Annotated in this window: 10 protein-coding genes; all 10 read right to left on the reverse strand. The window is 43.1% G+C overall.

The window, feature by feature from the left end; all coding sequences use genetic code 11:
• Positions 1 to 25: 25 nt before the first annotated feature.
• A complete protein-coding gene (locus F0249_RS03800; RefSeq protein ID WP_017054134.1) occupies positions 26 to 901 on the reverse strand; it encodes an N-acetylglucosamine kinase in 876 nt (291 codons plus the stop codon).
• A complete protein-coding gene (locus tag F0249_RS03805) occupies positions 901 to 2,631 on the reverse strand; it encodes a glycoside hydrolase family 9 protein (protein ID WP_171755929.1) in 1,731 nt (576 codons plus the stop codon). The genes F0249_RS03800 and F0249_RS03805 overlap by 1 nt, the downstream gene beginning before the upstream one ends.
• Positions 2,632 to 2,759: 128 nt before the next feature.
• Positions 2,760 to 3,755: an ABC transporter ATP-binding protein gene (locus F0249_RS03810; RefSeq protein WP_113799216.1), complete on the reverse strand. Its 996-nt coding sequence runs from the start codon at positions 3,753 to 3,755 to the stop codon at positions 2,760 to 2,762.
• A 64-nt stretch (positions 3,756 to 3,819) separates the two neighbouring features.
• Complete coding sequence (locus tag F0249_RS03815; protein ID WP_113799214.1) at positions 3,820 to 4,803, reverse strand: ABC transporter ATP-binding protein; 984 nt, start codon at positions 4,801 to 4,803, stop codon at positions 3,820 to 3,822.
• A 2-nt stretch (positions 4,804 to 4,805) separates the two neighbouring features.
• Positions 4,806 to 5,831, reverse strand: coding sequence for an ABC transporter permease (locus F0249_RS03820; protein WP_113799212.1), 1,026 nt, complete (start codon positions 5,829 to 5,831; stop codon positions 4,806 to 4,808).
• 2 nt (positions 5,832 to 5,833) lie between these two features.
• Positions 5,834 to 6,820, reverse strand: coding sequence for an ABC transporter permease (locus F0249_RS03825; RefSeq protein WP_113799210.1), 987 nt, complete (start codon positions 6,818 to 6,820; stop codon positions 5,834 to 5,836).
• A 169-nt stretch (positions 6,821 to 6,989) separates the two neighbouring features.
• Entirely contained in the window at positions 6,990 to 8,672 is a 1,683-nt protein-coding gene (locus F0249_RS03830) for an ABC transporter substrate-binding protein (RefSeq protein ID WP_113799208.1), read from the reverse strand.
• A 661-nt stretch (positions 8,673 to 9,333) separates the two neighbouring features.
• Positions 9,334 to 12,723 (reverse strand): response regulator, encoded by a 3,390-nt coding sequence (locus F0249_RS03835; RefSeq protein WP_171755930.1) that lies wholly within the window; start codon positions 12,721 to 12,723, stop codon positions 9,334 to 9,336.
• 219 nt (positions 12,724 to 12,942) lie between these two features.
• A complete protein-coding gene (gene rsmC, locus F0249_RS03840; RefSeq protein ID WP_171755931.1) occupies positions 12,943 to 13,965 on the reverse strand; it encodes a 16S rRNA (guanine(1207)-N(2))-methyltransferase RsmC in 1,023 nt (340 codons plus the stop codon).
• Between the two features lie 119 nt (positions 13,966 to 14,084).
• Positions 14,085 to 15,170 (reverse strand): AI-2E family transporter, encoded by a 1,086-nt coding sequence (locus F0249_RS03845; RefSeq protein ID WP_017054125.1) that lies wholly within the window; start codon positions 15,168 to 15,170, stop codon positions 14,085 to 14,087.
• Positions 15,171 to 15,358 lie beyond the last annotated feature (188 nt).

Below are 15,358 nucleotides of genomic sequence, written 5' to 3' on the forward strand. Positions count from 1 at the left end.
CTTACTCCTAAGATCTCATCGCTTATCAATACAAGTTATGTTCGGGTTTTCCCGCGAACATAATTGCACCTTCAATCGCATCGAATTGAGGCTCAACGATCCATTGCTGAACCGGAGGAGAAAGCCATTTCACAATCCGTTCAGCAATACTTCCCATTAAACAGATACGCGTAGCACCGCGTCTATTTAATGCCATTAAAAACATCTCTATGTCTGTTGCCGTTTGTTGCAACATCTCTAGTGCGAGTGGATCTGCTTGAAGGGCAAATTCAAAAATCGCAGGAGAAAACTGTCCATAATCTCGAGGAATCGCTTGTTTTGACCAAGCTACAATGTCATCAATACTATTATTGAAGTGCGCCATCACATGTTCTGATAGTGGTGTCTTTTCACGAATGCCATCTTCAGCGAGTAACACCTGTTGGATAAGGTGGAGGCCCATGACCGCGCCACCTCCTTGATCTGAAATTGGGAATTCGCGCCCGCCAACAACATGCTGCTGTCCATCTTGTAGATAGATGCCACATGAACCAGTCCCTGCAATCATGATGGCGCCGTTGTCACCGTTATGCGCACCAATACAAGCACCATAAGCGTCAGTATTGAGTGTGACGCTGGCAAAAGGGTGGTGCTGTTCCATGAACGCTTTCCATGCTGATTTTTGTTCGGCACCCGCAAGGGCAAGCCCAACATGCATTTGTGAAAAGTTGGATTCGGATAACCCACCTTGCAGGGCTGCTTCTTTGATTGCTTGAAGAATCGAAGCCATGGCCACATCAACGCCGAGTAAAATATTGGCACTGCCACTTTTAGCTTCGCCAATTAAACTCCCCACAGAGTTACGGATTCGCGCGCGACATGAAGTACCACCGCCATCAATACCAACATAGTAAAAGCTCATTATGAGAGTTCCTCTGATTGTGAATATGAGGTGTGATTAAATTGCGTCATAATTGCCAGCAGGTACCAAGCGCCATGAGGGATCCATTGTTCGCCCCAGCGCCAGTTCTGTAGCATGTCGTCTTTTTGACCGAGAGGATTAAAAGCAATGTCTTCTTCGTTATCAAAACCAGCAGTTATGCCGTTACAAATACCACCCTTAGCATTAAAGAAGCCCAATTGAGGGAGGTAGTCAGGGTTATTTTTTCCATGACCATCCAGCATCGACATATCGTAAGGGTTAAGGCCGACAATCCAGTTCAATGCGTTTTGAGCAAATTGCGTTAATTGTGTTTTTAGATCATGGCAATCCAAATGCTCTTGAGCGAGGTAAGCCATAGATGCAAGTGAACCTAAGCGAGCATTCTCACCTTGCCACCAGTAACCAGACTCATTGTCGTGAGCCACAAAAAAAGCATCTCGTTTGGCACTGTTTACTGATTTAACATATTGGCGAGGGTAACCAAAAGGATTGGTCACTTTGTTCGTGATGTTTATTTCAAAATGACAAGCGTTTTGAATCACTTTTTTGATTGGTTGGCTGAACATCACTTGAGTTTCGATTGTTAAGTATTCGCATAGGGCGATAACCGGTAAACCAGCCTCTGCGGCATGAAAATAAGGTCGAGAACCATCATTGTTGGCAGACCAGAAGTGTTGATTATTTTCATCTGACTGTTGACGTTGGCTTAACCGCTGAGCCCAATCTCTGGATTCGACAAGGTATTTACTATCATTAGTTGCTCGGAAAAGCTCGACACTAGCGAGCAGGGCACAGTACTCATCAATAATGTTTTCGACGCCATCGTCTATGTAGCGAGTGTTGAACTCTTTTAGGTGCCAGTAGCCTTTTTCGGCGGTTTCTTGGTAAGTTTGTTGAGTATATTCACCATGAATATCTAAAGAAGACGCAGCGGCGAGAGCTGCAATGGAGACTCCGCCACCTTGTCTAAAACCTGCTTGGTAGGCACTGTTTTTATGACCGGCTTGAGTGGTGTATGAACAGATTTCTCGTTGGGAAATGTCTTTGCTCCACTTATCAAAAACAGTAGTGAAAAAGAAACCATCAGAGTGCTGCATACGAACAAGAAAATCAGCACCAAACAGAGCCTCTTCCTTAAGGCGGGTGCGCGAAAATGCAGCAAACTCTGAGTGTTTCGATAAAAGTGTATTTCCCTTTAGCATGTTCCAAACCACCATTGGAATTTGCTGCGGGTTTAAGTAGTTCGCGTATGACAGATGGCTTAAATACTTACTCACATCGCCGGAAGCGTCGTACCAACCACCGTGCACATCAACGGTTTCATTCGAGTTATAAAGTGGGGCATTATGATCTTGTTGATCAAAGGTGCCACCACAGCGTTGAGACTTAAAGTAGTGTAATAAATCAGAAAAAGTACGCTGCATAAGAACGCTAGTCCCAATTTCAAATACTTCAGAACGGATGTGATCAAATTTTAAATAGTAACGACCAGGGCGAGTATGAATTGAGAAATCTAAGTGATAGAACTGACCTTGGTGCCATTCTGCGACTTGGCCATGTTGAATTAAATGGTAACTCGCTACCGTTGTATGATTATCAGCACAAACCAATAAAGCGATATCATTAGATAAGCGCTCCTTTTTAGTAAGCAAAATAGCCTGTTTAGGGCCATTTGCTTCATAGCCAATATGGTTAGTCAGTAGCAGCATGAAAAACTCCGTACATTATTATTTTTGTTATTGTTTGTGTATGACATTCATTTTATTTTTGGTGGAGCAACTCCTGAGGCAGTTCAAGAGCCGCTCCTGATTGATCATCTGTGAATCAACGTTTGCGATTAACTTTCGTGTAAGTAACAGCGAGTAAAGTGATTCGGACCTAATTGAGTAACACTCGGTAACTGCTCTCTACACTTATCCATTGCATGAGCACAGCGCCCAGCAAAAGGACAACCGATGGAGTTTGGTGTCCATAGTGGGATTTCGCCTTTGTTTCCTTTTAACTTGGTATGGATCGATTTTTTAGGATCCGGTACCGCAGAAACAAGCAGTTGGGTATAGGGATGTTGAGGGTTAGCAATGACTTCATCAGTATCACCCCATTCAACCATATGGCCGACATACATGACCGAAAGGTCTTCCGCTATATAACGAGCCGTGGCGATATCGTGAGTGATATAAAGTAGAGACATCTGTTTCTCGAACTTCATCTCTTCCATTAAGTTCAACACACCCGCACGAATCGAAACATCAAGCATTGAGGTTGGTTCATCAGCGAGTACCACTTCCGCCCCGACGGCAATATTTCGGGCTAAATTGACACGCTGACGTTGGCCTCCTGAAAGTTGGTGCGGGTATTTTTCCGCCGTCTCTTTCGGTGGGATCAAGCCAACTTGCTCTAGAAGGTCATATACACGCTCTTCTAGCTCTTTTTTGTTACCTGGGTTGATCTTTTTATGGATCAACAGTGGTCGCGCAATGTGGTGAAAAATATTGTGCGTAGGGTTCAATGAGCCAAATGGGTCTTGCCATACCATTTGAACCCCTTCGCGGTAGTGCATTAAATCTTTTCGGCTAGTGATCTCTTGAATGTCACGGCCTTTATATTCTATGTTGCCGCCAGATGGTGCGTACATTTTCGCAATCATTTTTGCTGTGGTCGATTTACCTGAACCAGATTCTCCCACAACGGCCAAACCACGGCTTTTATACATCTTGAACGATACGTCGTTGATCGCTCGCATCATTGGTTGTTGAAGGGCATTACTACTAATTGGGAAGTCTTTAATGACGTTTTTGCCTTCCACGAGCAGTTGACCAAAATCGTTACTCATAATTGTCTCCAGAAATTCTTTTATTACTGCCAATCGCTATTTTGCTACTGCAAGAGGATTGGATTTAAACTTTTGTCTGAGCAATTGAGTCACCGTAAAGGTGGCAGTTGGATAAACGGCCATGCTCAATTTGACGTAATGTTGTCGGCACTTTTGTGCACGCTTCATGAACGCGATTACAGCGAGATTGAAAACGACAACCCTGTGGGATCTCTAGTAAGTTAAGTGGATTACCAGGAATGCCGGCTAGTTTAGTTTTAGGTCCAGTAAGTGGAGGGAAAGAACTCCCCAGCCCTTTGGTGTAAGGGTGGTAAGGGCTTTCTAGAATCTCTTTTGAAGGGGCAACTTCAATGAGTTCTCCTGAGTACATAATGCCAATTCGATCTGAGAACTCGACCATCAAAGAGAGGTCATGAGTAATAAATAGAATTGAGAATCCGAACTCTTCTTTTAGCGCATAAATTTTTTGTAGAATTTCACGTTGAACAACCACATCAAGAGCGGTTGTTGGCTCATCCATGATGATCATTTTTGGGTTAAGTGCGAGAGCGATAGCAATCACTAAGCGCTGACGCATACCACCTGAGAATTGGTGAGGATAATCCGTGAGACGGCTAGGGTGAATATCAACAATTTCAAGTAGTCCTTGAGCGCGTTTAACCGCTTGTTCACGAGTCATATTGGTATGACGCATGATCACATCGCAAAATTGCTCTTCCATTGGTAGTACAGGGTTCAAAGCATTCATTGCGCTTTGGAACACCATTGACATCTCACTCCAACGGAATGATTGCATGCGTTCGTCACTGTACTCTAGGATGTTTTCGCCATTGAATATCACTTCCCCACCAGTAATGAATGCAGGCGGCTTATGTAAGCGCATTAGCGAAAACGCGACAGTGGATTTACCACAGCCAGACTCACCAGCAAGACCAAATACTTCACCTGGAGCAAGGTCAAAACTCACGTTGTTACATGCGCGGACATCGCCCGCGTCTGTGATGTAATCGACGCATAAATTGCGGATTGAAATTAGTGGTTCAGACATGATTATTTATCTCCGCTCCAAAGTGCATTTTGTGGTGGTAAAACAGGTGCTCGTTCAGATTTGTCTTGTTTAGCAAGCTTTTTCCAACGCTTCATACCTTTGTGTGAACGCAGTTGTGGGTTTGCGATTTCATCAACAGCAAAGTTAAGTAGAGCTAAGCCTGTGACCAGTAAAGTAATCGCAACACATGGAGCAATGAGTTCCCACCAAGCGCCGATAAGCATTGATGATGAAGTTTGTACGTTGTAAAGCATGATGCCCCAGCTAATAGTGTTTGGATCACCCAGACCAAGGAATGATATGGTCGCTTCCATCATGATGGCGTACATCACGGAGCCGATGAAGCTCGCACCAACAATTGAAATTAGGTTTGGCAAAATCTCAACAAAGATGATGCGGAAAGAGGATTCACCTAATACTTCGGCCGCTTTAACAAACTCTTTTTCACGTAAAGCTAAAGTTTGCGAGCGAACCACACGTGCGCCCCATGCCCAGGAGGTACAACCGATAATCAATGCTATGGTTAATGGCCCTGCCTCCCCAATGAATGCTGCAACCACAAAGAGAAGTGGATATTGAGGGATAACCAGCATGATGTTCATTGCCGCGGTTAATACATCATCGACTTTGCCTCCGAAGTAACCCGCTGATACACCGATAATGGTTGCTAGGAAACACACGGTTAAACCAGCACCAAAACCAACAGCAAGAGAGACGCGTGCTCCGTATACCACTTGAGACCAAATATCACGACCCATTCGAGAGGTTCCCATGACATGATCCGCTTTCTTAGACATGATCAGTGTGCGGCGATCGTCGGCTAAGTTTTCAGCAACCCATCCATCAGGGTTAGATTGAGCAGACTTTACGACAAAGCTTGGGTACTCATGAGGGTTACCTGTTCGCTTGTCTGGTGCGTGTTTAGTGATCAACGGTGCTGCCAGTGCGATGAATAGGAATACACTTAAAATGGATACTCCAATGAGGGCCATAGGGTTGCCCCCAATTAATTTAATAATGCCTTTCATGATTATTTACCTCCCTTACGTAGACGAGGGTCTAAGACAACGTAAAGCATGTCTGCGAGTAGGTTAAAGAACAGCATAAACAACGTCATAATAAGTAATTGACCTTGTAGTACTTGGTAATCACGAGCGGTGATGGCATTGAAAAGTACGCTGCCTAATCCTGGGTAGTTAAAGATGATTTCAATGATTAACTGCCCACCGATGGCCATACCTAGAGACATAGAGAGAGCGGTAACACTTGGAAGCATTGCGTTACGAGCTGCGTAGTTAAATACCACGCGGTTCTCACTAAGACCTTTACCTTTTGCCATGGTGATATAGTCTTCAGCAAGTAGGTTAATCATGTTGTTACGCATGTTGACGAGAAAGCCACCCACTTGAACGATAGAGGCACAAACTAGAGGTAGAAATGCATGGTAAGCAACGTCTTTAATGAATGCCCAGCTTGTCCAATCAGGAATGGTTCCTGCTGTGTAGGCGTAGCCTGTAGGGAACCACTTTAAACCGATGGCAAAAGTGAACATGGCTAGCATGGCTATAACTACTTGTGGAACGGCTTGAACAATGAGCGTACCTGGCGTGATAAATGTGTCGTACCGGCTACCACGACGCCATGCAGCAAAAATACCCAGTACAGAACCTAAAGAGAACGATAAGATTACAGCTGTACCCGCTAGGAATAGAGACCAGCCAAATGCACCACCTAATAAGGTATTTACTGACAGCGGATAGAATTGGATTGAAGTACCAAGCTCCCAGCTGAGAATGTTTTTCATATAGGCAAAGTATTGCATCCAAATAGGACCATCAACGAAGCCTAATAGTTGTTTCATTGCTTCAATACGTTCAGGTGTTACTTGAACAGAAGCGTTCGCAAACATCATGGTAACTGGGTCACCAGGCATTGCTCGTGGAATAATAAAATTCAAAGTAGCTGCGACTAACAGCGCGATAAAATAAAATGACAAACGTCTTAAAAAATAACCCATAACTTACACCTTACTCACCCAAGTATTTTATCCCTGCTCTTGGTTTCAGGTCGTCCCTAGCGAAATTTGGAACGAAAAATCCCCTGACGACGAGCGTCATACTTTCAATTGAGAGTGTGGGGATTTATAAGCGGTGTACGGAAGCACACCGCAAGGATTGAACGATTACTTATTTCACTGGTTTTAGGTCCAGTACGTGAAGTAGACGCTCTGGGATACCAGCCCAAATGTTTGGACGGCCCTTAGGATTTTCTTCATTCCACCAACCAGTAAAGCGAGTTGTGTTGTATTGGTACATGTAAGCACCAGACATCACAGGAATCGTTACTTGGTCAGAAGCGATGATTTTCTGAATGCCATGAGCAATATCTAGCTGCTCATTTTTATCCGCTGTTTTGTAGAAGCTGTTTAACAGGCCATCTAGCTTGCTGTTTGTGTAGTAGTGCATCGCGAAACGAGGCATACCATCACCAGACTGAAGTGCTGAGTTGTATGCACTGTTCCAGTAAGTGTAAGGATCCGCACCGTGGAAGTAGTTTGTGTATGCTACGTCGTACGTACCTTCAAGCATCGCTTGGTTGTATACTGAGAAATCAGGCGTACGAGCTTTCGCTTTGATGCCGATTTCATTCAGTTGCTCTACTGCTAGTTGAACGGTGTTGTTAAAATCAGTCCAGCCATTTGGCGACTGAATCATCAGCTCGAAAGATTTACCTGTTGGAGTATCAACAAAACCATCTTTGTTTACATCTTTGAAGCCAGCTTTAGCAAGAAGTTGCTTAGCGCCTTCAGCGTTGTATGTGTTAAAGCCTTTGTATTTGTTGTGAGTCTTTTCATCAGACCATGCTTCGAATGCGTAGCCTAGGCCAGATGCGAAGTCATTTACGGTACCGCCACCGTAGAATGCGATGTCGATGATAGTTTGACGATCAAGTGCCATAGAGAATGCACGACGGAAATCAACGTTGTTCAGTGCTTCATTTTTCGCTGCATCTGGGTTTTTGAAGTTAACCACAAATGCTTGAGTGCCTGAAGGCGGGTACCAGTAGTGGTGCTTAGGACTTGCTGCTGCGTAAGTACGGTCAATGTCTGGAACGAACGATGAAGTCCAGTCCATTTCAGAGTTGACTACTTTTCCTAAGAATTGGTCGTTATTGGCAATTTGTGGAACACGTAGACAATCAACATCTAGGTTGTCTGCATCCCAGTAGTTCGGGTTAGCACACTGGATGTATAGTTGAGCTGTGAAAGTGTCAATTTCTGTAAATGGACCTGAACCAACAGGGTTTTCATTGGTGAAACTTGCTGGATCTTTGATGTCTTTCCATACGTGTTTAGGAACTACTGGTACTTTAGCAATTTCGTAAGGAACGTTTGAGTTCGCTTCTTTTAGGCGGAAACGAACTTGGTAGTCATTGAGTTTTTCTACACTAGAAACCCAAGAGTTGATGCCGCTTTGGTCTAGCTCTGGTTTCTCTTTTACTAAGTTGAAAGAGAAGATAACATCGTTTGCAGTAAATGCTTCACCGTCAGACCATTTTACGCCTTTACGGATATCAAAAACGACGCTCATTAGGTCGTCAGACATTTTGAAGTTTTCTGCCAAACGGAATACCGGAGTATTACCGTGCATTTCGTTAAACACAACAAGAGGCTCATATAAGAAGTCTGTTGTTGTATGAAGGTTAGTTGCACCTAGGTACGGGTTAAAGTTACGTACGAAAGTCGTAAATTCCTTCGGGTGGATAGTCAGTTCACTGCGTTCAGCGGCTGTCGCTACTGAGGCGAAACCTGTAGTAGCTGTCGCAATAATGGCTGTTGCAAGTGCTGTTTTTTTAATATTGGCAAGCATAGCTGTTCCTTACTATTTGCTTTCATTTCACTAATGGATTGGAATGTCATCAATTGATTAACACTCTCCAAGACCTACCTCTTTTTTACCTCCTGTTATAAAGGAGCATGTTTGAAAAAGATTGGCCTGTAGGTCTAAGACGTAACTAGAAGACACTTTATCGAGTGAATAATCAAATACCATTCCCGTTAAAAACGTCAAATCAGCAATCAACTCCGTCATAAACGTTAAAAATTCATTGTTTGTTTAATAATGAAGCGATTTTTCGCGGTTGATCTGACTCGCAAATCCATTTTTGAACACTTATAAAGTTAGTGGTTACTTACCTTTTAGGGTTTTAAATGTAATGTTTTAACCTTTGGGTTAATTAACGTAGATCTCGGTCACGCAGTGGTTCTACGTTAATTTATCGCGTGAATTTAAATCTGCCGTTCTGTTGTGATTAAGTTCGCAAAGTGAGATAACTGATGATGTTCTATGGAAACTATCGGTGATTTTTGTATCAATTTGGTCGGAATTATTGTGGCTTATGGTTCTTTTTTTATGAAGAGAAACAACCAACTTTCATAAGAGTAAAAATGGGAGGGTAGGTCATTGTCGAGTGTTAAAGATAAAAAAAACCTGCATGTTTAATGCAGGCTTTATTCCTAAATAGAGCGAGTTAACTCGTTAACAGCTTTTGTAGTTTATCGCGTAGCACTTCAATATGAGCTCGTTCTGGGCTCTGCTCTTTGCAATGTTCTAATATAAACTCAATTGAGCTTAATACCGTTCGCCAGCGAGGCGTTTTCGGCAGGGTTTCGACTCGTAGGTATTTGTCCAAGGTGCGGGTTTGTAGAGTGCTTCTGTCTAAATAGACGCGCCATAGACCACTCTGTTCGGCGAATGCAAATTTAGACTGATCGGTGACTCTCTCCCAGTAGTCGAGTGCGTTGGTCATTGCATCCACTAAGATTTCACGCATTAAATCTTGCTTGTTCATTCCTTCACCCACAGCTTTATCCGCAAGGCGAGTAAATTCACCGCCAAGCTCTTTAAGTTGCTGAAGTTTATTTTTATCGCCTTCAAAAGCGTAACTTGATAGTGCTTCTACTGCTGTCTCTAGGTTATTGATACGTGCCGCATTAACACCGCCCCCAATGTTAAATATATACATGGCATGCAAACCGGAGCCTTTTGCTAATTTAAGAATATCAGTAGAGATATGCTGTCGAATGTCTTCAACGTAGATATCGACGTCTCCACAATAATGCTCTTGCGTCACATTAAGGTATTTTGGAGCAATGATTTCATCGGCCATTGAGCGTTTAAGTTGTTCTTGAGAGCGTCTAAATAGCTTCGATGCCGCGTCATTGGCAAAGCGAATACGCATGTCATCTCGAATGCAGATAATAGCTTCTGGAGCTGATTCTAGTTGTTCAAGCAAGCGGCCTTGAGTTTCTAGTAAGTTCGCTTCGACCATTGCGCGGTGTTTTAACTCTAACTGTAATTGATCATTTTCAATTCGGCGGAGCTCGGCTTTGCTGGCCGTTAAATGGGCAATAATTCGAGCAGCAAGCTCCTGTTTGTTGAAAGGTTTAGACAAATAATCATTAGCACCAGCTTGGAAGCCTCGAATGCGGTCCTCCGTTTGGTTTAGGGCGGTTAACATTAAAATAGGAAGCTCGGCATGATCGTACTCTTCTCTTAATTTTTCGCACACCTGGTAGCCACTCATTCCTGGCATCATGACATCTAATAGTAATAACTCAGGCTTCTCCTGTTTAATCAGTTCAATAGTTTCTGGCCCATTATTAGCGGTGCGAACACGATAGCCTTCAAGGCGTAAGAAACTATCGAGGACATGTAAGTTAACAGGCTCATCGTCGGCGACAATAAGCAGAGGTCCATCGCTATTTTCAGGCAGTGCGGTACTTTCACCCTCTATGACATCAAAGGCATCGGGAGCCTTAAAGTGGTTGAGCGATGTTATGTTATAAGATGAGGCAATCTCTTCTTCATTCGCGATGGGCAGAGTGAAACTAAATGTGGTTCCTACCATAGGTTGGCTACTCACATACAGAGCACCACCCATTAACTCAATGAGTTGACGAGTGATGGATAGCCCTAAACCGGCACCTTGACGATAGCGTCCTGCATCTTGCCCTGCTTGAATTAAGGGTTCAAAAATATGCTCTAAATATTCTGCAGGAATGCCTTGGCCAGTATCGACCACTTGCACTCGAACTGAGTCATCGACAATGTTGGCAGAGATAACAATCTTGCCTTCAGAGGTATATTTAATGGCATTACCAATTAAGTTATATAGGATTTGTTCCAATCGCTGAGGGTCCGCAGAAACGAAAGCAACGTTGGTGGTGATTTGGTTAATGATGCGAATGGGTTTATTGCCGAGTAAGTGATTGGACAGTTCCAACACCAAACGGGTCGCACTAGAAATATCAACGGCTGACTTTTGAATGTCCAAGCTGCCGTAGCGCATTTTATGGTAGTCCAGTAGGTCGTCGACTAATGTCGCAAGTCGCTGACCACTGTTAATGATAATGTCGAGCTGATATTTCTGATGGGCAGGGATCGGTCCATTCGCACCTGAAATGAGAGCTTCGGCAATGCCCACCATTCCGTGCAGTGGTGTTCGTAATTCATGTGAAGTGGTTGCTAAGAATTCATCTTTGAGTTTATTCGCCAGTTGTAGATCGTCATTTTGTTTTTGGATCAACTTCAGGTTTTGCTCAAGTTCCTTGTTTTGACTTTCAATGAGTTGAATTTTTTCTCGAATGGAACGTTGCATACGGGAGAAGCTGATGGCTAAACGTCCAATTTCATCTTTACGGTCGGTATTGATGACATTCTCATCGAGATCTCCCGCGGACACTTTTTCTGCTGCCCAAGTGAGCTTTAAAAGTGGGGAAGTGATGAAGTTGGATAAATAGTGAGAGGCGATAAAAACTAAAATAATCGCGGTCAGCATGACAAGCACGAAGAGTTTTTCGAGCTGCTGAATTCGGGCGTAAGCTTCATTTTCAGGCAGTTCAACCACCAGTGCCCAAGTACTACTTTTCAGTGCGATAGGAGCATAAGCGGCAATGGTGCTTTCGCCCTTAGCATTGATATAGCTACCGACCCCCGTGATTCCGCTTAACGCCTTATCAACAACTTTTAAACTGGTGTTGATGTCGTCTTGGCTATGCGCGAGGGTTCTGGGTAGGTGATCACTGCCAACCAATAGGGTTTGCATTGAGGAGGTTTTATTAATATCCGTGATTAACTTTGTAATGCCATTGCTTGGTAGGCGCAACATTGCGTAGCTGTGTAGGTACCCTTGCTGAACAATTGGCGCACCTAACCACGCTACCTGTTTTCCGTTCTCAATTAAAAAGTCCGACATAATCACAGGGGTGTAATCTTCATTGCTCTTGCGTTTAGATTGCACTTCATCAGCCAGTTTTTTAAAGGTAATGCCAAGGTTTGAGTCTTTATAGTGACCTGTCAGTAAATTGGTGCCGTAGTTATCATGTTTATAGGTGGAATAGGCGACATTACCTTCAAGATCTACTAATAGAATGTCATCAAAATCCGCACGTTTAAGCAATTCTAGATAAGCAGAGTGATAGCGTTTATGAAGTAGGCGATAACGTTCGCTTCCAACATAACTGCTGGATTCTGGAAGGATTGACGTTTTTATTTGGTTGCCTGAACCTTTGATATATCGTTGCTGAGCATGGGCTCTCGCTTGATCGATATCCATCCCTAAGCGTTGAAAAGCGTTCACTAAGCCATAAAAACGCCCACCACTGGCATAAGCGAGTTCTGAACGAACAAAGCCCATCACTTCTGATTCTTGAGCTTGTAGATAATCAATGACTTGCTGTTGTTTTGTATCTCGAACCGATAAGAGGTGTGAGGTGTTTTGCTCTTGAAGATCGGTGCTGTGAGATTGGAGAAAAAAGACCGCAATCACAGTTAAAGGTGTGATACTTAAAACAAGAAAAGCCATCATTAAAGTATTCTGAAGGCGCTTGAATTTTTGCTTTCGATAGAACCTAAACATAAATAAGGCGTTAATTTCCGTGGCGGTTTTGACAACATTGACGAGGTAATCAAAACAGAGTGAAGGATTAAAGGGTTTCTAATCTAACGAAATTAACGAGTTTTTTTACTTTGACAAGTAAGTGTGATGCAAAGCGTGTTCAAAGACGCATTTTTTGCTTAATGAAACGGAAAATAGAGAAAATAGAGCACAGATTTTATTCTGTACTCTATCAATTAGCTATTTGGACGCGTGGTAAATCGCAAATTTGGTGGTCTTATTTATCGTCGCGCAATTACTAAAAGCTTGCTCGATAATCGGGATGTATTTGAGGAAACTATTCGCCACAATAAACAGCTGACCTTTACGTGTCATGCGGGTTGGAGCTTTCGCTAGCAGTGTTTCCGTTGCGCTGTAGCTGGTATCTAAACCTGAATGAAAAGGGGGATTACTGATGATAAATTGGTAGTCATCGCTACAATCTGAATAGACATCAGAAGCAAAAACACGACCTTGTAATCCGTTAGCTTCCAGAGTCGCTTGGCTTGAGGCAACGGCTAATGCGCTAATGTCACAGAGTTCTAATTCAATATCTGGATTTTGGCTTGCCATCACTGCACTGAGAACCCCTGCGCCGCAACCAAAATCTAGAACTTTACCAGAAAGTGTTGGTAGGCTATCAAGCAGTAATTTACTGCCAATATCAAATTCACCATGACTAAATACACCAGGTAAACTTTTTACGGTTAACGTCTGTTCTGCGTATTGGACGGTGTAGGTTTTGAACCAATCTTGTAGTGCAAAAGTGGCTACTTGTTCGGTGCATTGTCCCCAATAGAACGAACAACGGCGAGCTGAATCGTATTTTTTCACAGGCCCATAAGCTTGGAACATTTTTTCGATACTTTTTACGCCAGAGCGGTTTTCGCCAACAACGACGATCTCGGTATCTGTACCTAGCTTCGCCAATAACATGGCAAGAAGGTATTCCGCTTCCGCTTTGGCTTTTGGCCAATACAATAAAATCATATCGGCTGGAGTTTCTGCCGTAAATTCAGCACCAAAATATCGAGAGATAGATGAGTGAGCTTCTAACTGGCGGTAATAGCCATAATGAGTTGTGAATACACTCACCGATGCACAGTGCTTTTCTAACTCGATAGGAAACAGATCTTCGACTTCGCCAGCAACAAGTACATGCTTTCCTTCAAAGTAGGCAAGCTGACGTTGGGCGATTTGACTCGGTGTTGTATAAACAGACATGATGAACTCAATTAATGGCAAGCGAAAATACGAAAGGGCAGATTCTCGCATAATCTGCCCTTTGCTTGAAGATATTTTAATGCTCTTCAGCACTCTCTCGTGGATAGAGAGAGTGTGAATTAATTATTGTCTTGTTTATCTAAGAAGTCTTTAAATTCTTCTTCATAGATATTAAACAGCACCATAGTGATAGCGAAAATAATAGGGCCATAGATAAGACCAATTAAGCCAAATAGTTGGATCCCGCCCAGTAATGAGAAGAAAATCATCAGGGTATTCATCCCCGCGCTGCCTTGCATTAAGAATGGTCTCAATAGATTGTCAATAGAACCGACAATCGCAACGCTCCATACCGTTAAGAAGATCGCCCAAGTGGTATCTCCGGTTAAAAATAGGTAAATTGCCGCAGGGATCCAAATTAAGGCCGTTCCTACGACAGGAATGAAAGAGGCAAATCCCATCATGGTTCCCCAGAAAAGTCCTGGGAACCCTGCAATCCACATACCTATCCCGCCAGCAAAGCCTTGTGCAATGGCAGTAAGAAAAGATCCCATCACTGCGGATTTTGAGACTTGTTCGATTTCCGAGAGTAGTTTGTCCTCTTGGCTGCGAGATAAAGGCAATATATGGCGGATCGCACTGATGATCTTGTCGTGATCGCGAAGCAAAAAGAACAGCACAAATAGCATCAAGAAGAAATCCATTAGGAAGTTGGTGGCATCCCCAAGAATTCTCGCACTAATGGCAACCAAATTTGAACCAAATGATGTGGCGAATTCCCCAACTTTTTGGGCAATAGATTGTGGTTCAATAGTGTCAAAAGGAAGATACTCATTGATAAAAGCAAGAGCCTTGACCACTAATGGGTGAGCAAAGAGCTCTTGAATACCACCATGAGATACCCACTGATAAGTATTGTGTGAGAAGGATGAGCCCTGCTGAACAATAGCTGCAAAAACCGCCAGTAATGGAATAACGATTATAAAGGTGAGGATGACACAGGATAATAGGGAAACAATATTGGCTTTATTAGGCAGTTTTTTCTCTAGCCAATTATGAATAGGGAACATCAACAGTGAAATGATAAAGGCCATGACAATCGAATTGACATAAGGCTCTATCAATAAATAACAGGCATAAGCCGCTGCGAGGAGCGCCACAACAATAACCCAATGGCTAGATGTAATTTTGATTTTATCCTGCAAAATTAAGTCTCTAAAGTAGTCTTGATTAAGTTTATAATGACGTTAAAGCAGAAAGTGATCAATCAGGAGTTTTATTTATGGGCTGTTGTGGGAAAGATAGTGGTTGTAGCAAGAAAGCGCCTAAACGTAAAGTTCCATGGTTTTCGTTGCTTCTTGTGGGGTTATTGATACTTGTTGCTGTAAATTGG

Origin of the sequence: Vibrio sp. 03-59-1, from assembly GCF_013114135.1 — a bacterium.
Classification (GTDB): domain Bacteria; phylum Pseudomonadota; class Gammaproteobacteria; order Enterobacterales; family Vibrionaceae; genus Vibrio; species Vibrio cortegadensis.

Excerpts from the sequence above, each read along its gene's own strand:
- F0249_RS03815 (WP_113799214.1), bottom strand. The coding sequence starts at position 4,803 with ATGTCTGAACCACTAATTTCAATCCGCAATTTATGCGTCGATTACATC.
- F0249_RS03805 (WP_171755929.1), bottom strand. The coding sequence starts at position 2,631 with ATGCTGCTACTGACTAACCATATTGGCTATGAAGCAAATGGCCCTAAA.
- F0249_RS03830 (WP_113799208.1), bottom strand. The coding sequence starts at position 8,672 with ATGCTTGCCAATATTAAAAAAACAGCACTTGCAACAGCCATTATTGCG.
- F0249_RS03835 (WP_171755930.1), bottom strand. The coding sequence starts at position 12,723 with ATGTTTAGGTTCTATCGAAAGCAAAAATTCAAGCGCCTTCAGAATACT.
- rsmC (WP_171755931.1), bottom strand. The coding sequence starts at position 13,965 with ATGTCTGTTTATACAACACCGAGTCAAATCGCCCAACGTCAGCTTGCC.
- F0249_RS03825 (WP_113799210.1), bottom strand. The coding sequence starts at position 6,820 with ATGGGTTATTTTTTAAGACGTTTGTCATTTTATTTTATCGCGCTGTTA.
- F0249_RS03800 (WP_017054134.1), bottom strand. The coding sequence starts at position 901 with ATGAGCTTTTACTATGTTGGTATTGATGGCGGTGGTACTTCATGTCGC.
- F0249_RS03820 (WP_113799212.1), bottom strand. The coding sequence starts at position 5,831 with ATGAAAGGCATTATTAAATTAATTGGGGGCAACCCTATGGCCCTCATT.
- F0249_RS03810 (WP_113799216.1), bottom strand. The coding sequence starts at position 3,755 with ATGAGTAACGATTTTGGTCAACTGCTCGTGGAAGGCAAAAACGTCATT.